General features: G+C 61.4%; 24 protein-coding genes. 13 read left to right on the forward strand and 11 right to left on the reverse strand.

Annotated features, from left to right (window positions below; translation table 11 throughout):
• Window positions 1-80: 80 nt before the first annotated feature.
• Complete coding sequence (locus tag AB4Z24_RS02095) at window positions 81-1085, forward strand: ketopantoate reductase family protein (RefSeq protein ID WP_441705550.1); 1005 nt, start codon at window positions 81-83, stop codon at window positions 1083-1085.
• Window positions 1086-1124: 39 nt separating this feature from the next.
• Entirely contained in the window at window positions 1125-2645 is a 1521-nt protein-coding gene (locus tag AB4Z24_RS02100; protein WP_441705552.1) for an acyl--CoA ligase, read from the forward strand.
• 79 nt (window positions 2646-2724) lie between these two features.
• On the opposite strand, the gene AB4Z24_RS02105 is transcribed toward AB4Z24_RS02100, so the two are convergent.
• Together AB4Z24_RS02105 and AB4Z24_RS02110 are read right to left on the reverse strand one after the other, a co-directional pair.
• Window positions 2725-4041: an MFS transporter gene (locus AB4Z24_RS02105; RefSeq protein ID WP_441705554.1), complete on the reverse strand. Its 1317-nt coding sequence runs from the start codon at window positions 4039-4041 to the stop codon at window positions 2725-2727.
• A 335-nt stretch (window positions 4042-4376) separates the two neighbouring features.
• Window positions 4377-4661 (reverse strand): hypothetical protein, encoded by a 285-nt coding sequence (locus AB4Z24_RS02110; protein WP_441705556.1) that lies wholly within the window; start codon window positions 4659-4661, stop codon window positions 4377-4379.
• Window positions 4662-5227: 566 nt separating this feature from the next.
• Here AB4Z24_RS02110 and AB4Z24_RS02115 point away from each other — a divergent pair.
• The 4 genes from AB4Z24_RS02115 (at window position 5228) to AB4Z24_RS02130 (ending at window position 8316) form a co-directional block, all read left to right on the forward strand.
• On the forward strand, window positions 5228-5470 hold the full coding sequence (locus tag AB4Z24_RS02115; protein WP_441705558.1) for a hypothetical protein: 243 nt from the start codon (window positions 5228-5230) through the stop codon (window positions 5468-5470).
• Between the two features lie 244 nt (window positions 5471-5714).
• Window positions 5715-7157 (forward strand): cytochrome ubiquinol oxidase subunit I, encoded by a 1443-nt coding sequence (locus AB4Z24_RS02120; protein ID WP_441705560.1) that lies wholly within the window; start codon window positions 5715-5717, stop codon window positions 7155-7157.
• Between the two features lie 5 nt (window positions 7158-7162).
• Window positions 7163-8170, forward strand: a complete 1008-nt coding sequence (gene cydB / locus AB4Z24_RS02125) for a cytochrome d ubiquinol oxidase subunit II (RefSeq protein WP_441705561.1) — start codon at window positions 7163-7165, stop codon at window positions 8168-8170.
• Complete coding sequence (locus tag AB4Z24_RS02130) at window positions 8167-8316, forward strand: DUF2474 domain-containing protein (RefSeq protein ID WP_441705563.1); 150 nt, start codon at window positions 8167-8169, stop codon at window positions 8314-8316. Before cydB ends, AB4Z24_RS02130 begins: the two co-directional genes overlap by 4 nt.
• A 105-nt stretch (window positions 8317-8421) precedes the next feature.
• Here the strand turns inward: AB4Z24_RS02130 and AB4Z24_RS02135 are convergent, their stop codons facing one another.
• The 4 genes from AB4Z24_RS02135 to AB4Z24_RS02150 all read right to left on the reverse strand — a co-directional run bounded on the left by AB4Z24_RS02135 (window position 8422) and on the right by AB4Z24_RS02150 (window position 12752).
• Entirely contained in the window at window positions 8422-8952 is a 531-nt protein-coding gene (locus tag AB4Z24_RS02135) for an RNA pyrophosphohydrolase (RefSeq protein ID WP_441705567.1), read from the reverse strand.
• A gap of 159 nt (window positions 8953-9111) precedes the next feature.
• Window positions 9112-9639 carry an RNA pyrophosphohydrolase gene (locus AB4Z24_RS02140; RefSeq protein ID WP_441705569.1) on the reverse strand — a complete coding sequence of 176 codons (528 nt, stop codon included), beginning with the start codon at window positions 9637-9639 and terminating at the stop codon, window positions 9112-9114.
• Window positions 9640-9738: 99 nt separating this feature from the next.
• Window positions 9739-11175: a S41 family peptidase gene (locus tag AB4Z24_RS02145; protein WP_441705571.1), complete on the reverse strand. Its 1437-nt coding sequence runs from the start codon at window positions 11173-11175 to the stop codon at window positions 9739-9741.
• Complete coding sequence (locus AB4Z24_RS02150) at window positions 11175-12752, reverse strand: murein hydrolase activator EnvC family protein (RefSeq protein ID WP_441705573.1); 1578 nt, start codon at window positions 12750-12752, stop codon at window positions 11175-11177. The genes AB4Z24_RS02145 and AB4Z24_RS02150 overlap by 1 nt, the downstream gene beginning before the upstream one ends.
• 245 nt (window positions 12753-12997) lie before the next feature.
• Between AB4Z24_RS02150 and AB4Z24_RS02155 the strand changes: the two genes are divergently transcribed.
• The 5 genes from AB4Z24_RS02155 (at window position 12998) to AB4Z24_RS02175 (ending at window position 16766) form a co-directional block, all read left to right on the forward strand.
• Window positions 12998-13186 (forward strand): twin transmembrane helix small protein, encoded by a 189-nt coding sequence (locus tag AB4Z24_RS02155; protein ID WP_290994505.1) that lies wholly within the window; start codon window positions 12998-13000, stop codon window positions 13184-13186.
• Window positions 13187-13251: 65 nt separating this feature from the next.
• Window positions 13252-13833: a cob(I)yrinic acid a,c-diamide adenosyltransferase gene (locus tag AB4Z24_RS02160; protein ID WP_441705574.1), complete on the forward strand. Its 582-nt coding sequence runs from the start codon at window positions 13252-13254 to the stop codon at window positions 13831-13833.
• Between the two features lie 273 nt (window positions 13834-14106).
• Window positions 14107-14862, forward strand: a complete 756-nt coding sequence (locus AB4Z24_RS02165) for an electron transfer flavoprotein subunit beta/FixA family protein (RefSeq protein WP_441705576.1) — start codon at window positions 14107-14109, stop codon at window positions 14860-14862.
• Window positions 14862-15806 (forward strand): electron transfer flavoprotein subunit alpha/FixB family protein, encoded by a 945-nt coding sequence (locus tag AB4Z24_RS02170; RefSeq protein ID WP_441705577.1) that lies wholly within the window; start codon window positions 14862-14864, stop codon window positions 15804-15806. Before AB4Z24_RS02165 ends, AB4Z24_RS02170 begins: the two co-directional genes overlap by 1 nt.
• Before the next feature lie 30 nt (window positions 15807-15836).
• Complete coding sequence (locus AB4Z24_RS02175; RefSeq protein ID WP_441705579.1) at window positions 15837-16766, forward strand: 3-hydroxybutyryl-CoA dehydrogenase; 930 nt, start codon at window positions 15837-15839, stop codon at window positions 16764-16766.
• A gap of 5 nt (window positions 16767-16771) precedes the next feature.
• On the opposite strand, the gene AB4Z24_RS02180 is transcribed toward AB4Z24_RS02175, so the two are convergent.
• Window positions 16772-17572 carry a zinc ribbon domain-containing protein gene (locus AB4Z24_RS02180; RefSeq protein WP_441705581.1) on the reverse strand — a complete coding sequence of 267 codons (801 nt, stop codon included), beginning with the start codon at window positions 17570-17572 and terminating at the stop codon, window positions 16772-16774.
• 121 nt (window positions 17573-17693) lie between these two features.
• On the opposite strand from AB4Z24_RS02180, the gene AB4Z24_RS02185 reads away from it, so the two are divergent.
• On the forward strand, window positions 17694-18452 hold the full coding sequence (locus tag AB4Z24_RS02185; RefSeq protein WP_441705583.1) for an SDR family oxidoreductase: 759 nt from the start codon (window positions 17694-17696) through the stop codon (window positions 18450-18452).
• Window positions 18453-18456: 4 nt separating this feature from the next.
• Here AB4Z24_RS02185 and AB4Z24_RS02190 read toward each other — a convergent pair whose 3' ends face one another.
• From AB4Z24_RS02190 to argB, 3 genes are read right to left on the reverse strand one after another with little or no spacing between them, the layout of a single operon-like run.
• Entirely contained in the window at window positions 18457-19116 is a 660-nt protein-coding gene (locus AB4Z24_RS02190) for a LysE family translocator (RefSeq protein ID WP_441705585.1), read from the reverse strand.
• Window positions 19113-19871: a pyrimidine 5'-nucleotidase gene (locus tag AB4Z24_RS02195; RefSeq protein ID WP_441705587.1), complete on the reverse strand. Its 759-nt coding sequence runs from the start codon at window positions 19869-19871 to the stop codon at window positions 19113-19115. Before AB4Z24_RS02195 ends, AB4Z24_RS02190 begins: the two co-directional genes overlap by 4 nt.
• Window positions 19871-20827 carry an acetylglutamate kinase gene (gene argB / locus AB4Z24_RS02200; RefSeq protein ID WP_441705588.1) on the reverse strand — a complete coding sequence of 319 codons (957 nt, stop codon included), beginning with the start codon at window positions 20825-20827 and terminating at the stop codon, window positions 19871-19873. Before argB ends, AB4Z24_RS02195 begins: the two co-directional genes overlap by 1 nt.
• Before the next feature lie 288 nt (window positions 20828-21115).
• Here argB and AB4Z24_RS02205 point away from each other — a divergent pair, with 288 nt between their 5' ends.
• Complete coding sequence (locus AB4Z24_RS02205) at window positions 21116-23056, forward strand: Clp protease N-terminal domain-containing protein (RefSeq protein WP_441705590.1); 1941 nt, start codon at window positions 21116-21118, stop codon at window positions 23054-23056.
• Between the two features lie 2 nt (window positions 23057-23058).
• Here AB4Z24_RS02205 and yihA read toward each other — a convergent pair whose 3' ends face one another.
• The gene (gene yihA / locus AB4Z24_RS02210) at window positions 23059-23715 is read right to left on the reverse strand and encodes a ribosome biogenesis GTP-binding protein YihA/YsxC (RefSeq protein ID WP_441705592.1); all 657 of its coding nucleotides are present in this window, start codon (window positions 23713-23715) and stop codon (window positions 23059-23061) included.
• Window positions 23716-23757 lie beyond the last annotated feature (42 nt).

Raw genomic sequence — 23757 nt, forward strand, 5'->3', positions numbered from 1 at the left:
CGCGCGGCAAGTGGAGCGTTGACGCGATCTGCCAATAAAGAATTTGCTGCACCGCCATAAAAAGTGAGGATCGAAACTCCATGAAAATTTGTGTCGTTGGAGCAGGCGGCATCGGCGGCTTACTCGCTGCACGCTTGGCGCAATCCGGCGAAGAAATAACCGTAATTGCGCGCGGCCCGCACCTCGCGGCGATCCGCGCAAACGGTCTGAAGCTCATCGAAGAGGACGGCCGCGAGAACGTCTCGCGCATCGCCGCGACCGATAAAATCGCGGATGTGTCGGAGCAGGATCTCGTCATCCTCGGCATGAAAGCGCATCAAGTCGCAGCCGTCGTCCGTGATCTTCCCGCGATGTATGGCCGCGATACCGCCGTGCTCACCGCTCAAAACGGCATTCCCTGGTGGTACTTTCTGCGTGTTCCGGGACCGCACGAGGGAAGACGGCTTGAGAGCGTCGATCCGAATGGGGTCATTGCCGACAATCTGCCCGCAGAGCGTGTGATCGGCAGCGTCGTCTATCCGGCCGCCGAAATAACAGAACCCGGGGTCATCAAGCATATCGAAGGCAATCGCTTCTCGATCGCGGAAATCGATAATTCTAAAACTGAGCGTATCGTCCGCATTTCCGAGACGCTGCAGAAGGCCGGCTTCAAAGCCCCGGTGGCCGGGGATATTCGCGCCGAGATCTGGACGAAGCTTTGGGGCAACCTCAGCTTCAATCCCATCAGCGCGCTGACACATGCTACTCTTGAGGATATCTGCAAGTTTCAGCCGACCCGCGACGCCGCCGCGCGACTCATGCGCGAAGCCCAATCGGTCGGCGAAGCTCTTGGCGTTCGCTTCCGCATTCCGCTCGAGAAACGGATCGCCGGCGCCGAAGCTGTCGGCCCGCATAAAACGTCGATGCTTCAGGACATCGAGGCCGGCCGCGCCATCGAAGCCGATGCGCTGATCGGTTCGGTGATCGAACTCGGACGGGTCGCCAACGTTCCGACCCCGCAGATCGAGACGGTTTACGCCTGCGTGAAGCTGCTAGCGGCAACGCTCGCGCACGAGGGCGGACGCCTGAAAGTTGAAAAAGCCTGACGACGCCGCAAACGGCGACGCACCGGAGAGACAGTTGAAATGACAACGAGCACGACGCTGCACGACCTTCTTAAGGCCGGCGAAGACCAAGCCTCCGCGATCAGAGCTTCGGGCGCCGAACCCCTAACCTATGCGGGCTTTCGCACGCTCGTCCTAAGGACGATTGCCCGCCTCAACGAATTCGGAATTGGCCGCGGCGACCGCGTCGCCATCGTCCTCCCGAACGGACCTGAAATGGCAACCGCCTTCGTCGCCACCGCATCGGCCGCGACCGCCGCGCCGCTCAATCCTGCCTATCGCGCCGACGAGTTCGACTTCTACATGTCGGACATCAACACGAAGGCGCTCATCGTCGAAGAGGGCAGCACCTCGCCCGCGCTTGCAGTCGCTGAGAAGCGCGGCATCACCATTATCACGCTGAAGTCCGATCCGGCCCATGGCGCCGGCGCCTTCACGCTTTCGGCCGAAACAGGACGCGAACAGCCTGCCCGGCCCGGACCGGCGGAGAGCGGCGATACGGCGCTGATCCTGCACACGTCCGGAACGACGTCGCGTCCCAAGATCGTGCCGCTGACCCACGCGAACGTCGCAGCCTCCGCGTCGAACATTGCGACCGCGCTGAACCTCGCAAGCGGCGATCGCGCGCTCAACATCATGCCGCTCTTCCACATCCACGGGCTGATCGCGGGCGTCCTCGCGCCGCTATCGCGCGGTGGCTCGATCTTCTGCACGCCGGGCTTCAATGCGCTGAAATTCTTCTCCGCCATGGAAGAGGCCGCGCCCACCTGGTACACGGCGGTGCCGACGATGCACCAAGCGATCGTCGGCCGCGCCAGCCACAACCGCGAAATCATCGCGCGCCATAAGCTGCGCTTCATTCGATCGTCGTCGTCGTCGCTGCCGCCGCAGGTGATTACGGAACTTGAAACCGCCTTCGGCGCGCCCGTCGTGGAAGCCTACGGCATGACCGAGGCGGCGCATCAGATGGCGTCGAACCCGATCGGCGGCGTCAGGAAGCCCGGCACGGTTGGCATCGCCGCCGGACCCGAGGTCGCCATCATGGACCCGGATGGCAATTTGCTCGCAACGGGCGAGACGGGCGAGATCGTCATTCGCGGCGGCAACGTCACGGCTGGCTACGAGAACAATGACAAGGCCAACGGCGAAGCCTTCACCAACGGCTGGTTCCGGACGGGCGACCAGGGCACCATCGACGCCGGCGGTTACATTACGATTACCGGACGCCTGAAAGAGATCATCAATCGCGGCGGCGAGAAAGTTTCGCCGCGCGAGGTCGACGAAGTGTTGATGGATCACCCGGCGGTGCTGCAGGTCGTGACGTTTGCCGTACCGCACGACAAGCTCGGCGAGGACGTCGCCGCCGCCGTCGTCCTCCGCGAAGGCAAGCAGGCGACGGAACGGGAACTCCGCGACTTCGCGAGCGAGCACCTCGCGAACTTCAAGGTGCCGCGCAAGATCCTGCTGCTTTCAGAGATTCCGAAGGGCGCTACCGGCAAACTGCAGCGCATCGGCCTCGCGCAGAAGCTCGGTCTCGCCTGAATATCGGGCAAACGCCATAACAAAAAACGCCCGGCTCGAGGTCGGGCGTTTTTTTATGCTTGGGTGCTGAGAGAGGCGTTCAGCGTTCGGTCGATTCAAGCTGCCGGCTCATCGCCAGCGCCAACAGCGTGCAGACGGCGCCCGAGAGCAGATATCCGCCCGCCGCCATCAGACCGAACTGGCTCGACAGGTAGAGCGCAACAAACGGCGCAAACCCGGCGCCGACAAGCCAAGCAAGGTCCGTCGTCAACGCCGATCCCGTGTAGCGGTAAGCCTTCGAGAAGTTCGACGCCACTGCGCCCGACGACTGCCCGAACGACAGTCCAAGGAGGATGAAGCCCGACACCATGAAGATCACTTCGCCGACATCGCCGCCATTGAGCAGCTGAGGCGCGAAACCGCTGAACGCCGCGATGGCGGCCGCCGTCGCTGAAAGCAGGTTTCTGCGGCCGACCCGATCAGCAACATATCCCGAGAGGACGATCGTCACGAGACCGACCATCGCGCCGATGAGCTCGATGACGAGAAAGCGCGTCGGGCTCTGGTCCGTGTAGAGGAACACCCAGGAGAGCGGGAACACCGTGACCATGTGAAAGAGCGCGAAGCTCGCGAGCGGCGCAAACGCACCGACGACGATATGCGCGCCCTCAGCTCGGATCGTCTCGCCGATGGGCTTCGGCTCGAGTTCCTTCTTCTCGAAGTGTTCGGTGAATTCCGGCGTCACGACCATGCGAAGACGCGCGAAGAGCGCAACGACGTTGATCGCAAAAGCCACGAAGAACGGATAGCGCCAGCCCCAATCGAGGAAATCTTCGCTCGAAAGGTTGGACGCGAAATAAGCGAAGAGAGCGGCCGCCACCATCAGCCCGAGCGGTGCACCAAGCTGGGGGATCATCGCGTACCAGCCGCGCCGGTTTTCAGGCGCGTTCATCGCGAGAAGTGCAGGCAAGCCATCCCACTCGCCGCCGAGCGCCAAGCCCTGGCCGATCCGGAATGCCGCGAGAAGCAGCGCCGAGACCCAACCCAACTGCTCGTAGCCCGGAAGAAAGGCGATCGCGACCGTCGAACTGCCGAGCAGGAAAAGGGTGATCGTCAGCTTCACGCCTTTGCCGTAAGCGCGATCGATGGCCATGAATATGCCGGTGCCGATGGGCCGGGCGACGAAAGCGAGCGCGAAGATCGCAAACGAATACAGCGTGCCGGTCAGCGCATCGAGATGCGGGAAGACGAGCTTCGGAAACACGATGACCGAGGCGATGGCGTAAACGAAGAAGTCGAAAAATTCCGAGGTCCGCCCGATGATGACCCCGATGGCGATTTCGCCGGGATCAACTTGGCCGTGCCGGGCATTTACGATTCGCGCGTCGCGTTCGAACGTGGCTGAAGCTCCACTCATCGGCCGTTATTGCTCCTTGAACGATGCCCGGCTCTGCGCGCAATGCGTCCGCGAGCCCCTAGCGTAGCTTCTTGTCCCGGTCCCAACGGCTAGGGCATTGGGCAAATTGTCCAATGTGCCGGATGCCGCAGCATCGACGCGCGATCTTCTTTCGCACCCTCAGTTGCCGGGCAAAGACCAATTCGGAGGAGGCATTATAGAGGTCTGGAACGGCACACGCACGAGTGCATGCGGCGAACCGATCGCGTCGCAATTCTGGGCTGCGGCGAGACGACCTTTGCGAAGGCACCGGCCGGCTTGCATAGCCACTCTCCGGTCTTCGGCTTGTCGCACCATCAGCGATCGGAAGCGCGCTTGCCCGCTCCGGGAAGCGTCGGTCCGGGAACAGGCGAAGGGCCAAGCTGGTTGCCGGCCGGTCCGTCTTTCAAATAGTCGCGGCGATGGGAATTCGGTCGATCGATCGGAACGACCGGCGCCGTCCGGTAGGACTTCTCGGCTTCTTTCTGAATTCGGATACTTTCGGGCTCCCAATCGGCATATGCAGAGACGCCGAATGGGACAATTCCGAGAACAGCGATCAAGATCGCAATCCGGCCGCGCTTTCGCTTTAGCAATCGCATCCTGAAGCTCCTCAACTCAAGCTCTCGGAAGCGCCTCCCGTCGCCGAAAATATCTTAAACGCCGTCCAGTTCAAAAACCTTCGGCGATGACGAGATGCGCATACTCAATATTGATGAAAGCCATCGTAGAACGAGCGAATGGGGACGTGACCTAAAGTTCAAAAATCCATTCACGAATGGTCAACTAGTTTTTGACATTTTACTCTCAAAACACTGAAAAATCATACAAAGTTTCTGTCATACTCAATTCAAGCAATTTCTATTCTGAGCTCATGAAAAAATTCTCCGATCCTCCCGACGACCGCGACAGGCCGCCCGTCAACAATCCACTCATGTTGGCGCTGTTATGCGCCGTTCTCGTAGGCCTCGCGACGTGGACCATTTTTCTCGTTCGCTGACGCTTCTCCTGCGAAACGATCACGATCGGCGAGGGGTAGGTAATCCGGCCCGGAACCTGCGAGCCTTGGCGCGCGTCTGTCATGTTCCGCTTGCAGCATCCTTCGGTTTCCCCATGTAAATGAAATGGGTAGAAGCTGCTGCGCCGCCCGTGAAGAGGAGTTCGAGAAATGAAAAACGTCATCATCCTTGCGGCCGCTGCCACGCTAGGCCTCGCGGCGCCGGCCCTGGCACAGTCGACGAACAATCAGATCATCCGCACACCGCCAAGCACATCGAATGGTGCCGGATCGGGGACATCCGGCAATGTCGGATCGCCAACGCCGAATTATCCCGGTCGTGTTCGCAATCTCAACAACCCGTCGACCGAGTATAATCTCCAGAACAGAGCCATTGGCGCACCCCGACGATAGTGGGCGTCGCAACAAAATCCGATTTGAATTTTTATTTGCCCATTCGCTCGTCTTGAGCGAATGAATCGGTGCAAGCTCGGCTATTGATTCTCGAAAACACGTTCTCCGTTTAGCCGTTCATTAAGTCCGAGCCGATGACGCTCTTTCACGGCGGCGGCGATAGGTTCACGGTGACCGCCACTTTTCCGAGGTTAAGGCAAGGGGACGTGCGAACGTTCGCGCGTTCCGGTACCGAGGCTGAAATATGGATACCAGCGCGGCATCAACGACCGCTCTCGAGCTAGCGCGCTTTCAGTTCGCCTTCACGGTTTCTTTTCACATCATCTTTCCGGCGCTCACGATCGGGCTCGCGAGCTATCTCGTCACGCTCGAGGGTCTGTGGCTATGGACGCAGCAACCTAGGTTTCGCGAGCTCTATTATTTCTGGGCGAAAATATTCGCGATCAATTTCGCTATGGGCGTCGTCTCTGGGATCGTCATGGCGTACCAGTTCGGCACCAACTGGAGCTTCTTCTCGACGTTCGCTGGCGGCGTCACTGGACCCCTGCTGGCCTACGAAGTCCTGACCGCCTTCTTCCTGGAAGCGGGATTCCTCGGCGTGATGCTGTTCGGCTGGCAAAGAGTCGGCCCTGGCCTCCATTTTTTCTCGACGATCATGGTCGCCACCGGAACTCTGATTTCGACGGTGTGGATTCTCGCGTCCAACAGCTGGATGCAAACACCGGCAGGCTTCACCGTGACGGATGGCCGGGTCGTCCCCATCGACTGGCTCAAGGTCATCTTCAACCCATCCTTCCCCTATCGGCTCCTGCACATGACCGCGGCCGCCTACCTCGCGACGGGACTTTTCGTCGGCGCCGCTGGCGCCTGGCACATGCTCAAGGGCCGCTCAACGCCCGCAATTCGCACGATGTTCTCGATGGCGATGTGGCTGATCGTGGTGCTGACGCCGATCCAGATCTTCATCGGCGATCAGCACGGGCTGAACACGCTCGAATATCAACCGGCCAAGGTCGCGGCCATCGAAGGGCATTGGGAGAATGTACCCGGCGAGAGCGTTCCGCTCATACTCTTCGGCTGGCCCGACATGACGGCCGAGAAGACGCATTACGCCGTCGAAGTCCCATTTCTCGGCAGCCTTATCCTGACGCACCGGCTCTACGGCGAGATCCCGGGGCTGAAGCAATTTGCGCCGAATGACCGTCCGAATTCGACGATCGTCTTCTGGACGTTCCGCGTCATGGTGGGCCTCGGCGTCCTCATGCTCGCGCTCGGCCTCTGGGGTCTATGGCTGCGGTGGAAAGCCGATCTTTATTCCTCGAAGCCCTTCCTTCGCTTCGCCATGTGGATGGGACCGGCGGGCCTGCTCGCGATTTTGGCAGGCTGGATAACGACCGAAGTCGGACGCCAGCCGTGGGTTGTCTACAATGTCATGCGCACCGCGGAAGGCGTCTCGAACCATTCCGTCCTCGCGCTCTCGATCTCGCTGATCCTGTTTGTCGTGGTCTATTGCGTCGTCTTCGGCGTCGGCCTCGGCTACATGCTCAAAGTCGTCGCGAAAGGCCCCGACGAAGGCGGCGGACCTCCGATCGACGAAGACAATCTCTTCCACCGCCCCGCCCGGCCGATGTCGGCCGCGAGCGGCAACATCGACGTTCCGCCCGTTCCGGCTGCGACAGGGAATTGACCGCCATGGGTATCGATCTCCCGCTCATCTGGGCTCTGATCATCGGCTTCGGCCTGATGATGTACGTCATCATGGATGGCTTCGATCTCGGAGTGGGAATCCTGTTCCCGTTCGTTCCCGCTCGCGACGATCGCGACTTGATGGTGAACACCGTGGCTCCCGTCTGGGATGGCAACGAGACTTGGCTGGTCCTCGGCGGCGCCGCCCTGCTCGCGGCCTTCCCGCTCGCCTATTCAGTCGTCCTGAGCGCCCTCTATTTGCCGATCGTCGTGATGCTTCTCGGATTGATCCTGCGTGGCGTCGCCTTCGAATTCCGCATGAACGCTGACCGGGGTCCGAGGCACACGTGGGACACGGTGTTTGCTTGCGGCTCCTACATCGCGACGTTCTGCCAGGGCCTCATTCTCGGAGCCTTCATCCAGGGTTTCGTGGTCTCCAAAAACGCCTTCGCTGGTGGCGCCCTCGATTGGCTGACCCCCTTCAGCGTCTTCACGGGAATTGCATTGCTCTTCGCCTACGCGCTGCTCGGCGCGACATGGCTCATCATCAAAACCGAAGGAGAGCTGCAGGAACGCATGCGCGCGCTTGCGCAGCCGATCGCGATCACCCTGTTCGTCGCCATCGTTATCGTCAGCATCTGGACGCCGATCGCACATCCGGAGATAGCGGCGCGCTGGTTTTCCTTCCCCAACATCATCCTATTTTCGCCGGTCCCCGTGCTCGTGGTGCTGGCGACGCTTGCGCTGCTTTGGGCGGTCAACCGCGATTCCCATGCGCTGCCGTTTATCTTGGCGCTGGCGCTCGTCTTTTTGGGCTATAGCGGTCTGGTCATCAGCCTGTGGCCGAACATCATTCCGCCGTCCATTTCCATCTGGGACGCGGCCTCACCCCCGCAGAGCATGGGATTCGCGCTTGTCGGAGCGCTTTTCATCATCCCCTTCATCCTCGTGTACACGGCATGGGCGTACAGCGTGTTCCGCGGCAAAGTGAGAGCCGGGGAAGGCTATCATTGAGCCCGGCCGACACAGGAATTGAGAAACCTTCCTGGCTCCGCCGGATCGGCTGGCTCGTGCTGCTGTGGGCCGCTGGCGTCGCGACGGTTGGCGTCGTCGCCATCGTAATCCGGATTTTCATGACCGCTGCCGGCCTGAAGACCTGATATCTGCGCGCGTCTCGAATTTGTGCATTCGAAGGACAGACGAAAGAACCGGCGGCTGCCCCGCGCCAAGACCCGGCTACCAATGAGATCTGGCTAAACCCGGCGCTACGCTAGCGGCATCGCGAGGTGTGCGAAATCGCCCGTCACGCGCTCATAGATCTCGCGTTTGAACGGCACGATCAGTTCCGGCACGGTCTCGATCGGCGCCCACTTCCAAGTATCGAACTCGGCTTTCGTGCCTTCCTTCGGCGCGATGTCGATTTCGCTGTCCTCTCCGAGGAAGCGCATCGCGAACCATTTCTGCCGCTGGCCGCGATACCGGCCCTTCAGTGCGATCCCGAGCAAACCGTCAGGAAGCTGATAGCTCAGCCACTCGGAATGTTCGCCGATGACCTGAACGCTCGTCACCCCGGTTTCTTCGCGAAGCTCGCGCAGAGCCGCGATCCGCGGCGCTTCGAACTTTTCGATGCCGCCCTGAGGCATCTGCCAGATGTACGCCTGCTGTTCGCCGGCCCACTTCGGACGGCGCCGCCCGACCCACACCAGACCATCCCGGTTGATCAGCATAATGCCGACGCAAATCCGGAACGGCAGCGCGCCGTGGCTAAGCTGGGAAAGATCTGGCAACGTCGACATTCAGCCGGACCTGTTGAAAACTATGGCGCTCAGTCTGCGCCTTGATTCGCCTATCGTACAGAAATTCGTAGCAGTCTTATGACATTAGACTGTCATATTGAGGACCAAACGCCACAAACCGCGTTTTTTGTCCAGTATTTGCAGAAAATTCGCCGAGCGCTACGGGCGGCTGGCCTGCGCGAGCGGAGCGAATTCGAGAAGGACTTGCCCGTAAACCTCGCGCTTGAATGGCACGATGAGATCGAGAAGATCGCCTGCTGGCGCCCAGCGCCATTCCGCGAACTCGGGCTCGCCCTTGGCAGGCAAGATGTTGATTTCGCTCTCTTCTCCAGTGAAGCGATAGGCGAACCATTTTTGTTTCTGGCCGCGATACTTGCCACCCCAGGCGTGCCCGATGAGATTATCGGGAAGGTCGTAGGTTAGCCATTTCGACAGTTCGCCGATCTGATCGGCAGAGACGATCGACGTCTCTTCGAAGAGCTCGCGCCGCGCCGCAGTCGCCGGGTCCTCGCCCGCATCGATGCCGCCCTGGGGCATCTGCCACCACGTCCCCCGGCCTTCCGCGTCGCCGGGGACGTCGGCGCGGCGGCCGACCCAGACGAGACCTTGCGCGTTGATGACCATCAGACCGACACACGGACGATACGGCAGCGTCTCCGCGAGGGCCTTCTTCGAATGATCCGGCATAGCTCATCCCTGATTGAACGAAGCCCAATTGAACGGGCCCCCATAGCATGAAGGGCGCCGCATGGGCGCCCTCCAAAACCTCGGTTCGGAAAGCCGCTTTTAGTTCGGCGTGACCTTCTTGTCGTCATCGGACGGAACCGGCGCCTTGTTGTCCGAACCGGACTTCGGCGCAGGGGTCGCCGCTGGCGTCGAAGGAGTCGCGCTCGACGTCTCCGGACCTTTCGCGGTGCCGTGCAGGAAGTTGATTGCGTACTGCAGCTGCGTATCCTTGTCCGCATCCTTGGCGACGTAGGACGGTGAGCCCGACGGTTCGGCCAGATCGTCATCCTTCGTCTGGTCGGTGCCGTCAGGGTTCTTCAGATGGCCCCGAAGGCTCGCTTCGCCGCGCGGCTTCTCGGCTGCGATCTTATCCTTCATGTCATCCGGCACGGCTTCTTCGACGTTGATATCCGGCTCGATACCCTTGGCCTGGATCGACCGGTTCGACGGCGTGTAGTAGCGGGCCGTCGTCAGGCGGATAGCGCCGTTCGCACCAAGAGGAATGATCGTCTGGACGGAACCCTTGCCGAACGAGCGCGTGCCGATGATCGTCGCGCGCTTATGATCCTGCAGAGCGCCAGCAACGATTTCCGAAGCCGAAGCCGAGCCGCCGTTGATCAGGACAACGATCTTCTTCCCGTCCGAGATGTCGCCCGGACGCGCGTTCGCCCGCTGCGTTTCCTCGTTGTTGCGGCCCTTAGTGAGCACGATCGCGCCCTGCTCGAGGAAGTCATCCGACACCGCGATCGCCTGATCGAGGAGACCGCCGGGATTGTTGCGCAGGTCGATGATGTAACCCTTGATGTTGGGTCCGATCTGCTTATCGAGCGACTCGACGGCCTTCACCAGGTTGGCGTGCGTCTGCTCGTTGAACGTCGTGACCTTCACGTAGCCGATATCGCCTTCCGCGTGCGACTTGACCGCGTTGATTCGGATCACGTCACGCACGACTTTCACGTCGAACGGCTCGTCCTTGCCCTTGCGCACGATCGTCAGCATGATCGGCGTATTGACCGGACCGCGCATCTTTTCGACCGCCTGTTCGAGCGTCAGGCCGGAGATCGCTTCGTTGTCGAGATGGGTGATGAGGTCGTTTGCCATCAGGCCGGCCTTGGCGGCGGGCGTGTCGTCGATGGGCGAGACGACCTTGATGACACCATTTTCCATTGTGACCTCGATGCCGAGGCCTCCGAATTCGCCGCGCGTCTGAACCTGCATGTCCCGGAAATTCTTCGGGCTCATATAGGACGAGTGCGGATCGAGCGACGCCAGCATGCCGTTGATCGCAGCTTCGATGAGCGCAGTATCATCGGGCTTTTCGACATAATCGGAACGAACGCGTTCGAGTACGTCGCCGAAGAGATCGAGCTGCTTATAAAGCTCGGAGTTCTGCGACGACGTTGCCGAGTACGTCTGCGTGACGTTCAGCAGCGTGGTCGCGCCGGCCAAACCTGCCATCAGCAGGAATGTCCAGAATGCATAGTCTGTCTTGCGCATTAGCCTTGTACCTTCTGCTGACCTGATGCCCACCAGGGATCGGGATCTATAGGACGCCCATCTTTACGAAGTTCAACATATAAAACAGGTCCGCTTACGGGTGCGGATGTGGAATTCTTTTGCCCACCACTCATTGTGCCGACGGGCTCCGCGGTCAGCACGAACTGTCCCGGCTGGACGTCGATCTGAGACAAACCCGCGAGCAGGATATGATAGCCATCGCCGGCGTTAATGATCAAGAGTTGCCCGTAGCTGCGGAACTCTCCGGCGTAGACAACCCAGCCGTCGCACGGTGACGTAACCTGCGCCGACGGCCGCGTTTCAATGACCATGCCCTTCGACTGACCGCCGAATTGGGTCTTTTCCCCGAACGTCAGCGCGCGCCGGCCTTGCGCCGGTAACGGCAGTTTTCCTCGCGCATCCGAGAACGGGATCGCAGGTTTGATTCGCCCCGGGCTGCCCGGAATGAGCGATGCGCCGCCAGGCTCCAATTCCACCATCGCGACCTTGGTATTACCGGCGCCGGTGCTCGCCGCGCCCGGCGCTGCCGGCGGAGTTGCGGAGGGCGTTTTAGCGGATAACGCCGCCGGTATCAGTCCAGCTGTCGGCGGTTGGCCGGCTACGGATGCTGCGACCGCGCCCGTCGCCTTTGCGGCCGTATCGGCATCCTGCTCGGGCGGCGGCGGTGTAATGATCTGCGGTCCGTTTGCCTGCCCCCGGCCCTGCGCCGCATCCGCTTGACGCCGCGTCTTGAGCTCGTCGTTGTAGGCGCCAAGCCCGGTCTGCTGCGTCACCGTCGTATCGAGACGGTTGATCAGTTCCGATAGGTTGGTGACGCTTTTCGTGATGTCGGCGGTCGCGACGCGGACGGACTGCAGCTCCGACTGGCGATCGGCGAGCGTTTGTTTCTTCACTTCCATGAGGCTGGCGAGACGGGTACGCGCCTCATTGAGACGCTCGGTCTCGGCCTGCAGCCGCGCGCCTTCCGTGCGGATGTTCCCCATCACGCGTTGTAGATCCGCGAGCTGCGCCCCGAGGGCGACCGCCTTATCGCGAAGGTCCGGAAACGCCGACGACAGCAGCATCGCGCTGCGGACCATCTTCAAGGCATCCTCGCGCCGCGTCACGAGAACCGGCGGCGGATTGCGCCCCATGCGTTGCAAAGCTGTCAGCAATCCCGAGATCTGCCCGTGCCGTTGCGCGAGCGAACCCTTGACGACGCGCTCCTGCTCTTCGAGTTCCGACAAACGGCCCTCGATCGATGTCATCTGCGCTTCGCTGCGCTGGATGAGCGCCGCCGTCTCGACGAGGCGGCCGTTCAGCCGCTCGCGTTCGGCGCTGAGCTGAGAGACGTCCGATTGGATCGTCAGCTCTTTGGCGGCGTTAGTATCGAGCTGGCGTTTTTTCTCTTCGAGCACCTTCCGCGCGGAGGCGGGGTCCGAAGGCACCGCCTCCTGGGCGGCAAGATGGAAAGGAGCGGCGGCGACCGACAGCATCAGTGCGCCGGCCAGTCCGCGGCGGGCCACGCTATTGAAACGGGGCCGTCTGATCCGCGACGACGGTAGGTTCTTTGACACGGGGCCTCGGCTCAATGGACGCAAATCGCGAAAGTGTGCGGGGTCGGGATCGCCCGAGCCGGACCAGCGAATGATGCGGCGGAAAAATTAAGGGATTTGCGGCGGAGAGCAAATTTCAAATGCGTAATGCTTCGCAGGCCGAACGTTTTTCCACCCGCATCCGCTGCGGGCTTAACCACTTGCACATTGCCGGCCGGAGGCGGAAGGCGTAAGCAAAAACTTCGGTCTTGCTTCGGATATGAGTAATGCAAACTTTTCTCTATCATGCCACTACAGTTGCTGTTTTTGCCGTTCTCATCGTGCTGCTTCTGGGTCTCTGGAACATGATGAGGGGTAAGAACCCCAACCGAAGCCAGAAGCTGATGCGATGGCGCGTAGGCCTCCAGTTTGTCGCGATCCTCATCATTCTTGCCTACGTCTTTGTGACCCACTAAAGGCGGGCCGCCGCGACGGACGTCGGCACTTTTACCCTGAACGAGCCAAACCAGGTTTCATACCAATGGTCGTACTCAACCGCATTTATACAAAGACCGGCGATGCCGGCACGACCGCGTTAGGAACAGGCGAGCGCGTCCCAAAGACGTCTCCCCGGATCGCGGCATACGGCACGGTCGACGAGACCAATGCCGTCATCGGCGTCGCGCGCACCCATTTGGCGGGCGCCGAGCCGGACGTGGACGCAATGTTGCTTCGGGTCCAGAACGATCTTTTCGATCTGGGTGCCGATCTCTGCGTGCCCGATAAGGGCCAGAAATTGCCCTACGAGCCGCTGCGCATCGCCGACACGCAGGTGGCGCGGCTGGAAAGCGAGATCGACCAGATGAATTCCGAACTCGAGCCCTTAAGATCCTTCATTCTACCAGGAGGCAGCCCTGCCGGCGCGGCACTTCACGTCGCACGGACGGTTTCGCGCAGGGCCGAGCGGAAAATGGTCGAACTTGCAGCGCTTCCCGACGAGCCGGTGAGCGCCGCCGCCCTGAAATACATCAACCGGCTGTCGGATTTCCTGTTCGTCGCCAGCCGCTATGTCAACAACCGAGGCATGGGCGACATCCTGTGGGTGCCCGGTAAGAACCGTTGACCGAAGGGCAATAACACGAGAGACCCACGTGGCCCCGGCCGGTAGGACTGCACCGGCCTCAAAACCCGGGTCACCGCGACGCAGGCGGCGATTGACTTGCGAAAAACCCACCCGTAGCTTGGCTCTTCGCAGCTGCGAGAACACTTTTTCTGCCATCGGGCAGGCCGGTCTTTCGGTTTGCACGGTCAGGCAGTTGCCGCGCTGCAAGAACCTGCGTTCGTCCGAAGCGCGGGAAACAACAACAAGGGAGCGCCAGTCATTCTGGCGAATGAGATGAAGATCGTTGTCCCGGTCAAACGCGTCGTCGACTACAACGTCAAAATTCGCGTCAAACCGGACGGTTCTGGCATCGACTTGGCAAACGTCAAAATGTCGATGAACCCATTCGATGAAATCGCAGTCGAAGAGGCCGTCCGCCTTAAGGAAAAGAGCGGCGCCAAGGAAGTCGTCGCCGTCTCGATCGGCTCGGCGAAAGCGCAGGAAACGCTCCGCACCGGGCTCGCCATCGGCGCCGATCGCGCCATTCTCATCGAGGTCCCTGAAGGCACGATCGTCGAGCCCCTCGCCGTCGCAAAGCTGCTGAAAGCGCTTGTCGCGGCCGAAACGCCCGATCTCGTCATTCTCGGCAAACAAGCCATCGACGACGACAGCAATCAGACCGGCCAGATGCTCGCGAGCCTGCTCGACTGGCCGCAAGCCACCTTCGCTTCGAAAGTCGTCCCTGATGGAGGCGCCGTCTCCGTGACCCGCGAAGTCGACGGCGGTCTCGAAACGATCAAGGTCAATCTGCCGGCAGTCATCACGACTGACCTGCGCTTGAACGAGCCACGCTATCCCTCGCTTCCGAACATCATGAAGGCCAAGAAAAAGCCGCTCGATGTCAAGAAGCCGGAAGACTTCGGCGTCGATATCTCGCCGCGTCTCAAAGTACTGAAGACAAGCGAACCGGCAACGCGTAAAGCCGGTGTCAAAGTTGGCAGCGTTGCCGAACTGGTTGAGAAGCTGAAAAGCGAAGCGGGAGTTCTCTAATGTCGACACTTCTCCTCGCTGAACTTTCGGACAAAACACTCTCTCCCGCAACGGCCAAAGCCCTTTCCGCGGCGAAGGATCTTGGCGGAGACGTCCACATTCTGGTTGCAGGCTCCGACGTTGGTAGCGCCGCCGAGTCCGCAGCCAAGCTTGCAGGCGTTTCGAAGGTTCTCGTCGCGGATGCACCTCACCTGGCCAAAGGCCTCGCCGAGGAAGTGACGGCGGCAATCCTCGCGATCGCGAAGGATTATTCGGCCATCGTCGCACCGGCGACCGCTTCCGGTAAGAACATCCTGCCGCGCGTCGCCGCCAAGCTCGACGTCATGCAGATATCCGACATCACCAAGGTCGTTTCGCCCGATACGTTCGAGCGCCCGATCTACGCCGGCAACGCCATCCAGACGGTTCAATCGACGGATCCGACGAAGGTCATTACCGTTCGCACCTCGGCGTTTCCGGCCGCCGGCGAAGGTGGCTCGGCTGCAATCGAAAAGGTCGCCGTTCCGGCCGCTGTCGGCATTTCGACGTTCGAAAAGGCCGAGCTGTCGAAGTCCGATCGTCCTGAGCTGACCTCGGCGAAGATCATCATCTCCGGCGGCCGCGGTATGGCCAACGGCGACAACTTCACCAAGTACATCGCCCCCGTCGCCGATCGTCTCGGCGCCGCCATGGGCGCCTCGCGCGCAGCCGTCGACGCGGGCTTCGTTCCGAACGACTGGCAAGTCGGACAGACCGGCAAGGTGGTCGCCCCGGATCTCTACATCGCCGTCGGTATTTCAGGCGCTATTCAGCATCTCGCCGGCATGAAGGACTCCAAAGTCATCGTCGCGATCAACAAGGACGGCGAAGCGCCGATCTTCCAGGTTGCGGACTACGGGCTCGTCGCGGACCTGTTCCAAGCTCTGCCCGAACTGGACGCTGAACTGCAAAAAGCCGGACGCTGAGCAAGCTTTCATCCCGAAGGACATCCGTTCATGGTGCAAGTTCAGAAGCTGATGGAAAAAGGCAAGGTTGGTGTGAAACCTGCCCGGACGATCAGCAAAGTCGGCATCATTGGCGCCGGCCAGATGGGCAGCGGCATCGCACACGTCGTAGCACTGTCGGGCTACACGGTCGCGATCAACGACTTGAAGCGGGAGTCCTTCGACCACGGCCTGGAAGTGGTCCATAAGAATATGGCCCGCCAGATTGCCAAGGGCCTGATCAAGGAAGCAGATCGCGATACGGCCCTTGAGCGCATCAGCTTCGCGCCGTCACTCGAAGACTTCGGCGATTGCGATCTCGTCATCGAAGCGGCAACCGAAGACGAAGCCCTGAAGCACAAGATCTTCGCCGCCCTTTGCCCGCACCTGAAGCCGACGGCGCTGCTCGCCTCGAACACGTCGTCGATTTCGATTACCCGTCTCGCAGCGACGACCGACCGGCCCGAAGACTTCATCGGCATGCACTTCATGAACCCCGTGCCGGTCATGGAGCTCGTCGAGCTTATTCGCGGCATCGCCACCGGCGACGAGACCTTCGCGACCGCTCGCGTCTTCGTCGAAAGCCTCGGCAAGACAACAGCCGTATCGGAAGATTTCCCGGCCTTTATCGTCAATCGCATTCTGCTGCCGATGATCAATGAAGCCGTCTACACGCTCTATGAGGGCGTCGGTACGGTCGATGCCATCGATAAGGCGATGCGGCTCGGCGCGCACCATCCGATGGGACCGCTGGAACTCGCCGACTTCATCGGTCTCGACACCTGCCTGAGCGTCATGCAGGTTCTTTACGAAGGTTTATCGGACTCGAAATATCGCCCCTGTCCGCTGCTCGTGAAATACGTCGAAGCCGGTTGGCTCGGCCGCAAGACGAAGCGAGGCTTCTACGATTATCGCGGCGAGAAGCCGGTCCCGACCCGATAAGGGTTTTACCCCAACAGATTCCCGAACGTTCCGCCCATTTTGACCTGCTCGACCAGCGCGATCAGCCCCGGATAGACGACGAGCCACGACATCGCGCCAAGAAAAAGCGTGACGCCGATCGCAATCGGCCAGGACATTCCCCAAAATCTCTTATGACTCGCTGCGACGAATGCGAGGATGGCGACGAGCCCAAGCATTGTCAGTGCTTGTACGACCTCTTGCAGATCGATGTTCGCGCCGGTCTTCATCACCGCCAACGCGATCGTAAGCACGGCAAGCGAGAGAACAATCGACAGCAGCGCCCCGTAACTGACGCTGAGAACGCACAGCTTCACATACGACATCGGCGAACGCGGCAGCGTGCCGAGTGCACGGCAGATGTAATATTGGATGGGTGTCAGGATCGCCATCCCAACGTACTGCACGACCTCGCTGGTGATGACGGCCCCGCTGTTCGCGGTATCGGGAACATTGAACAGCGCCGAGAGAACCCTTGGCATAATCACGTACACAAGCGTCAGCTGGGCGCCGACCGTCGCTGTCAGAAAGCCCCAATGCGATCGGTACGTCGGATCGTCCGTCAGCCGGATGATCGTATTGACAGGACTGAGCAAGAAAGAAATCGCGACGGCGAATATACCGTGTGCCTTTGGCCCGCTCACGAATTCGCCGGTGAGCGCGCTCCAGCCCTCTCCATGCGTCTTGGCCGCGCTTGCAGGCGTCCCGCAGCCGCTGCAGAACGGCCCGGCGAGCGCGGTTCCGCAATTCGTGCAAAATCCCGCCTGAGTTCCTTCCGCGTTCCCCACGTTCGCGAACTCCCTCTTGCCGTCGGCGCGACATAGCACGCCGCGAAGCCCGCAGAAACTAGCGTGCACAGATGTTCCGCGTTATCCAGGCCGATGTGATGAGATTGCAAGGGATAGACCCATGGCCGGACAGCCGAAGGCGGCGCTAATTACCGGAGCGGGCTCTGGAATTGGGCGCGCTGTTGCCTTGAAGCTTCAGGCGGCGGGCTATGACGTAGCATTAGTCGGTCGCCGCGTCGCCGAACTCGAAACGACGGCTCGCCACGCTATAGCCGGCGGTGGCCGTTTCCTCGTTGCTCCGGCCGACGTCACCGACGAAGCCGCCGTCAAAGCGGCATTCGAGAAAACGCGCGAGAGCTTTGGCCGTCTCGACCTCCTGTTCAACAACGCCGGGACATTCACGCAGGGCGTTCCGCTCGAAGATCTACCCGTCGAAGAGTGGAAACGCGTCGTGAACGTCAACCTGACGGGTCCCTTTCTCTGCGCGCGCGAAGCCATCCGCATCATGAAGGCGCAAACCCCGAAGGGCGGACGGATCATCAACAACGGCTCGATCTCGGCGCAAGTGCCCCGCCCCTTCTCGGCCGCTTATACGGCGACGAAGCATGCCATCACCGGCCTGACGAAATCCATTTCGCTCGACGGCCGCGCCGACAACATCGCCTGCTCGCAGATCGATATCGGCAACGCCGCGACGGGCGTGACCGCAAAAATGGCGAGCGGCATTCTGCAAGCCGATGGCCGCGTAGTGGTCGAACCGCGAATGGACGTGGCGCACGTCGCCGACGCCGTGCTTTACATCGCCAATCTTCCGCTCGATGCCAATGTGCAGTCGATGACGCTGATGGCAACGGCGATGCCGTTCGTCGGCCGCGGCTAGCAGATCAGCTTGGGCGACCTGGGGCCTCGGCGGTCGACCAGAGAAGCCAAAGCGCAACCAGCAAGAGACCAATCGCCAAAAGACGGTTCACCGTCCGCACCCGGCCGGCGTCTTGGAGCAAAGGCCGCGCTCTCGACGCCAACGCAACGATCCCACCGTGAACAAGCGTTGCAATAACCACGTACGCGACCGTGAGAGTAATAGTTTGCGGCAACAGTGCCCGATCAGGATCGATGAACTGCGGCAGCATCGCGATGTAAAAGACAGCCGCCTTGGGGTTGAGAACATTCGTTAGAAACCCGCGAACGAAATATCGTCCGGCCGTGGCGTTGTCGTTGCTGGCTTCCATTGGCTCTTCGCCGCGCCAGACGTCGTAGGCGAGCCACACCATGTAGAGCACGCCCGCCCACCGGAAAGATTCGTACAGCATTCGGGATTGCGAAATGATCGCCGTGACGCCGAGCGCTGCAAGCAAACCGACGAGAAGAAGACCGGAAGCAACTCCGGCAACCGCTGTGAAGCCTGCACGACGGCCATCAGCCAGCGTCAAAACGGCGAGATAGGTCATGTTCGGGCCGGGTGTCAGCTCGATCAAGAAAGAGAGCCAGACGAACGCGAGCGGCACTCCAAAGATTGCAAGCTCCGGAAAAGCGCCCGCCGTCACGGCTGCTTAGGCCCTGTTGGCACCGAAACCTCATCGACGAGGAACTTCGTCAGGTCGCGCGTCAAATAATGGACATGATCGGGAAGCTCGCGCCATTCTCGGATTTTCAATTGCGCGGGATGATCGATGTAGTCGGAATGAACGAGCACCGTCGTCATGCCGAGCGTCGATGCCGGCACGAGGTTATGCGGCATATCCTCGAACATTGCCGCTTGTGCTGCCGGAACAGCATGCAGCTTCAGCATCCGGTCGAAGGCTTCGCGCTCGGGCTTCGGAACATATTCGATCGCCGCGATATCGCAGATGTCGTCGAAGAGATCGAGCACGCCGAGTTTGCGGGCAACATTCTCCGCGTGAACGCGCGAGCCGTTGGTGAAAATCAGCCGTCGTCCCGGCAGCGCTGCGATCGCGGCGGCGAGATCCGGCAGCGCCGGCACGACCGAAAGATCGATGTCATGCACGTACTCGAGAAACGGACCAGGCGGCAGCTTGTGCACCTTCATCAGCCCGGCGAGCGTTGTGCCGAACTGCCGGTAGTAAGCTTTCTGCAGATGCCGCGCATGCTCGCGCGGAACGCCAATCGTCTTGGCGATAAATTCGCTCATGCGCAGATCGACCTGCGCAAAGAGATTGCAGGACGCCGGATAAAGCGTGTTGTCGAGGTCGAAAATCCAGGTATCGACGTGACTGAAGCCCCGCTTCGCCGCAACCTGCGCAAGCTTCGGCAAATCCGGCGTTGAGGCGGATGCCGCCATCAACTCTTGCCCCGCTTGCGCTCCGCACGTTTCACGAGCGTACCAACACCATGTTCGGTGAAGAGTTCGAGAAGAACGCAGTGCGGCACGCGTCCGTCGATGACGACGACGCCCTCGACACCCGCTTCGACGACCTCGATGCAGCCTTCGATCTTCGGAATCATGCCGCCCGAAATCGCCCCGCTCTTGATCATCGCGCGAGCGTCCTCGATCGTGAGACTCGGAATGAGCTGCTTTTTCTCGTCGAGAACGCCGGAAACGTCCGTCAGCAGCAGCAGCCGCTTCGCCTGCATGCGTGCCGCCAGCGCCGATGCGAACGTGTCGGCATTGACGTTCAGCGTCTCGCCGTCACGGCCGATGGCGACAGGCGCGATCACCGGAATGAGATCGGACTTCGAGATGACCTCGACGATGTGCGGATTGACCTCCAGCGGATCGCCGACATACCCGATGTCGATTTCCTTCATCTCGTTCGACTGAGGATCCGGCATTTGCGTGATCTTCTTGGCGACCATCAGATTGGCGTCTTTGCCGGAGATGCCGACGGCCTTGCCACCCTGCCGGTTGATCGCGGAAACGATCTCCTTGTTGATCTTGCCGGAAAGCACCATCTCGACGACCTCGACGGTCGCCTTGTCGGTCACGCGCAGCCCGTTGATGAAATCCGACTTGATCTCAAGCTTCCCAAGCATGCTGCCGATCTGCGGCCCGCCGCCGTGCACGACGATCGGATTGATGCCGGATTGCTTCAGGTAGACGATGTCCTGCGCGAAGGCTTTGAAAAGCTCCTCGTCGCCCATCGCGTTGCCGCCGAATTTTATGACGACGGTCTTTTCATCATAAAGAATGAGATGCGGGATGGCTTCGGCGAGGATCCGCGCCTGCTGGTGTGCGCTCAGAGGCTTTTCGGCCGGGGCTGCGGCAGCATTTTCCGAGAGACTTTTGGTTGACGTCACAGGCTCCCCCTTTTGCCATTCCGATCGCGCCGGCGGGGAGCCGGTCGCCTCGTCGCGGTCTTATAGCTTCTCGGCAAAATGCCTCAACGGATTTCCCGGTCTTTGCCACATCCGGGCGTTACTGACGCAGGCAATCGTGGGCACCTGGGGACGAAAAGTCATTCTGCCGTCCCAAGGGTCATGACCTTGCTATAACCTTGCCATGAGTATGTACTTTCGGCACGTTAATGCATTGAGTCCTGGCCAGTCCTGCCCGTTTTGGCCTTCAGTTCAGGAGACATCGTGGGCGTGACGGCCACAGATATTGCTCAAATTCCGATGTCGTCCGATCTCGGCGCCACACTGGCGCGGGGAGCCGATTTTGCTGGCTCCAGCGGCGCGGCGGAGGTTTCGCTCGAGCATTTGCTTGCCGCCCTTTGTGACGATCCCGATGCCAGCGCCGTGCTCGACGCGAGCCAAATCGACGGCGCCCGGCTGAAAGCCGATGTCATCGCGCGCGTGCTGGCAAGCACGCAACCGTCTCCTAACCCTCAAGATTCGCTGGGCGTATCGAAAGACGTCCGTCGCATTCTGGAAGCCGCTGCGGCCGCCGCGCGCGGAAGCCGCAGGCGGGACATTAACGGCGCCATCGTGCTCGCCGCCATCGTCGGCGACGCGCGCAGCATGGCGGCCGAGATTCTCGAAGCCCACGGATTGACGTTCGACAACGCCATCCGTGCTCTGCAGGCCGCATTGGCCGCCCCGCGCGAAACGCCAGCACCCGCCGCGCAGCCGGCGCCCCCCGTCGCCGACGATGTCCTCGCCCGCGCCCGCGAACGCGTTCAATCGCGCGCGGCGCCCTCCTTGCGCGAAATCATGAAGGATATGCCGCGGCCGGCGCCCCCGATTGCGCCGTATCCGGCTCCTGAAGCTGAAGAACCCGCGCCGCCGCTGCCTGAGATCCCGTCGGCGCCGGCAGCCGAACCGGAGCCGACGCAGCCGTCCCTCAGCATCGACGTCGCCGCCGAACCTCCGTTCCAAGCCGATTCTTCGCCTGCTTTCGAAGCGCCCCCGCCTGCGCCATCGCTGCCCGCGTCGCTTGATCGGAGACTACCGATCGGCGGCGAACGCGAAACGCAACAGCGGACCGAGCCGAGTTTCGGTGATGAGAATTTCGGCGGTCCGAGTTTTGACCGCCCGTCAGTCGCGAACACGACGGCGCCGCCTGGCCCCCCCGCGCCCCAACCATCCCTACGCCAACCATCCGCTTTTGAGCCTTCGCTCTCTCCGCCTGCACGACCGACGGGACCACAGGCACCATCCGCCGCCCCAGCGCCGGAGCAGCAGCCTGCCTATCCGCGGCCATATCCGGGAGGACCGGTCTCGCCGGAAGCGAGCCCCGCTCCTCCCCCTGAAATTTTCGCAGACCTGCCGCCGCGCCCGCAGCCTTCGAGAGTGCAGCCGCCGCCCATTCCGCCCGGCGCCCCGATGCCCGGTGGCCCAGGCGGAATGCGAATGCGCGTGCCGGTGCCTTCGAGCCCCCCGATGGGCCCCGGTGCGCCAATCGGTGCACCGTTGGGCATGCCCGGTCAGCGTCCCAATCCGGGTCTCGGTCATGACCCTGCGCTCCGCTCAGGTCCGGCGATGGGCGCCCCGGCGCCCCAACGGCCGGCTCCAGAGGGCAAGAAGCGCCGCAAGGCGAAAGGCGCGAAGGGCCCGAACGTAGAGGCCGGACAGCTCGCCGAAAACATTCCGCGTTCGATGCGCGTCGGAAAGACGTCGCGCGCCGAGATCCGGATCGCCAAAGCCTCGGTGAAGGCGCTGACGGAAGGTCTCGATGGCGACGGCAAGGTCTGGCAGCACTCCATCGCCGTGACCAAAGCGATGTCGGTTCGCCTGCGCGCGCCCGAAGGCGGCTTCTTCATCGAGTCCGCGTCGCCGGAAACGCAGTGGATCGAAAGCAACCTCGGCTACGCGAGTGACGATTTCGCGAGCTGGCGCTTTCTGATCACGCCGCAAACGCGCGGCTGGTCGAGCTTGCAGATTATCGTCTCGGCACGAACGATCGGCGCCGACGGCGTTGCCGCCGAAACGGCGCTTCCCGATCAACTCGTCGAGGTAAAGGTTCGCGCCAACATTGCCCGCGCCTTCGCACGGCTTACCGGATGGACGGTTGCTGCCATCCTCGGCGGCGCGCTCGCGACTTTTGGCGAAGCCGGAATGGGCCTAATTCAGAAGTTCCTGCACTGACATCACTGGCCGTGCGATTCCAGAAGCTGAGCGATCGTTCCGCGCAATGCCTCGAAGCCAACACCCTTTTCCGACGACGTCGCGATGATGGACGGAAATGCCGCCGGACGCTTCGCGAGCGCCGCGAGCGTGCGCGCCTTCACCGTCTCGAGTTCCGTCGGCTTGATCTTGTCGGCCTTGGTCAGAACGACCTGATACGAGACGGCCGCGCCGTCGAGCAGATTGAGGATTTCATCGTCCGGCGGCTTCAGCCCGTGCCGTGCATCGATGAGCAGAAACACTCTGAGAAGCGTCCGCCGGCCCGCGAGATAGGCGCGGATGACCTTGTTCCACGCCGCAACCTTTTCCTTGGGCGCTTCCGCAAAGCCGTAGCCCGGCATGTCGACGAGAAAGAGATCGGCTTCTGGATCCGTGAAGAAGTTCAGCTCCTGTGTTCGCCCCGGCGTGTTCGACGCGCGTGCGAGCCGCAGCTGGCCGACGAGCGCGTTGATGAGGCTCGATTTGCCGACGTTGGAACGGCCCGCAAACGCGATCTCCGGCCGGTCGTCGGGCGGCAGGTGGTCGAGATCGGGCGTACCGCGCGCGAACGTCCAGGCGCGCGTAAAAAGACGCCGGCCGTTTTCGATCTGGTCAGCCGATAAGGTCTCAGCGTCTGTCATGGGGAGATCCGATCAAGGGCGGCCCGCGGCGAGCCGCCCACG

Source organism: Hyphomicrobium sp. 2TAF46, assembly GCF_052114865.1.
Lineage (GTDB): Bacteria > Pseudomonadota > Alphaproteobacteria > Rhizobiales > Hyphomicrobiaceae > Hyphomicrobium_B.

What these genes read in the sequence shown, in the direction of transcription:
- AB4Z24_RS02095 (WP_441705550.1), top strand. Translation starts at nt 81, where the DNA reads ATGAAAATTTGTGTCGTTGGAGCAGGCGGCATCGGCGGCTTACTCGCT.
- AB4Z24_RS02100 (WP_441705552.1), top strand. Translation starts at nt 1,125, where the DNA reads ATGACAACGAGCACGACGCTGCACGACCTTCTTAAGGCCGGCGAAGAC.
- AB4Z24_RS02105 (WP_441705554.1), bottom strand. Translation starts at nt 4,041, where the DNA reads ATGAGTGGAGCTTCAGCCACGTTCGAACGCGACGCGCGAATCGTAAAT.
- AB4Z24_RS02110 (WP_441705556.1), bottom strand. Translation starts at nt 4,661, where the DNA reads ATGCGATTGCTAAAGCGAAAGCGCGGCCGGATTGCGATCTTGATCGCT.
- AB4Z24_RS02115 (WP_441705558.1), top strand. Translation starts at nt 5,228, where the DNA reads ATGAAAAACGTCATCATCCTTGCGGCCGCTGCCACGCTAGGCCTCGCG.
- AB4Z24_RS02120 (WP_441705560.1), top strand. Translation starts at nt 5,715, where the DNA reads ATGGATACCAGCGCGGCATCAACGACCGCTCTCGAGCTAGCGCGCTTT.
- cydB (WP_441705561.1), top strand. Translation starts at nt 7,163, where the DNA reads ATGGGTATCGATCTCCCGCTCATCTGGGCTCTGATCATCGGCTTCGGC.
- AB4Z24_RS02135 (WP_441705567.1), bottom strand. Translation starts at nt 8,952, where the DNA reads ATGTCGACGTTGCCAGATCTTTCCCAGCTTAGCCACGGCGCGCTGCCG.
- AB4Z24_RS02140 (WP_441705569.1), bottom strand. Translation starts at nt 9,639, where the DNA reads ATGCCGGATCATTCGAAGAAGGCCCTCGCGGAGACGCTGCCGTATCGT.
- AB4Z24_RS02145 (WP_441705571.1), bottom strand. Translation starts at nt 11,175, where the DNA reads ATGCGCAAGACAGACTATGCATTCTGGACATTCCTGCTGATGGCAGGT.
- AB4Z24_RS02155 (WP_290994505.1), top strand. Translation starts at nt 12,998, where the DNA reads ATGCAAACTTTTCTCTATCATGCCACTACAGTTGCTGTTTTTGCCGTT.
- AB4Z24_RS02160 (WP_441705574.1), top strand. Translation starts at nt 13,252, where the DNA reads ATGGTCGTACTCAACCGCATTTATACAAAGACCGGCGATGCCGGCACG.
- AB4Z24_RS02165 (WP_441705576.1), top strand. Translation starts at nt 14,107, where the DNA reads ATGAAGATCGTTGTCCCGGTCAAACGCGTCGTCGACTACAACGTCAAA.
- AB4Z24_RS02170 (WP_441705577.1), top strand. Translation starts at nt 14,862, where the DNA reads ATGTCGACACTTCTCCTCGCTGAACTTTCGGACAAAACACTCTCTCCC.
- AB4Z24_RS02175 (WP_441705579.1), top strand. Translation starts at nt 15,837, where the DNA reads ATGGTGCAAGTTCAGAAGCTGATGGAAAAAGGCAAGGTTGGTGTGAAA.
- AB4Z24_RS02185 (WP_441705583.1), top strand. Translation starts at nt 17,694, where the DNA reads ATGGCCGGACAGCCGAAGGCGGCGCTAATTACCGGAGCGGGCTCTGGA.
- AB4Z24_RS02195 (WP_441705587.1), bottom strand. Translation starts at nt 19,871, where the DNA reads ATGGCGGCATCCGCCTCAACGCCGGATTTGCCGAAGCTTGCGCAGGTT.
- yihA (WP_441705592.1), bottom strand. Translation starts at nt 23,715, where the DNA reads ATGACAGACGCTGAGACCTTATCGGCTGACCAGATCGAAAACGGCCGG.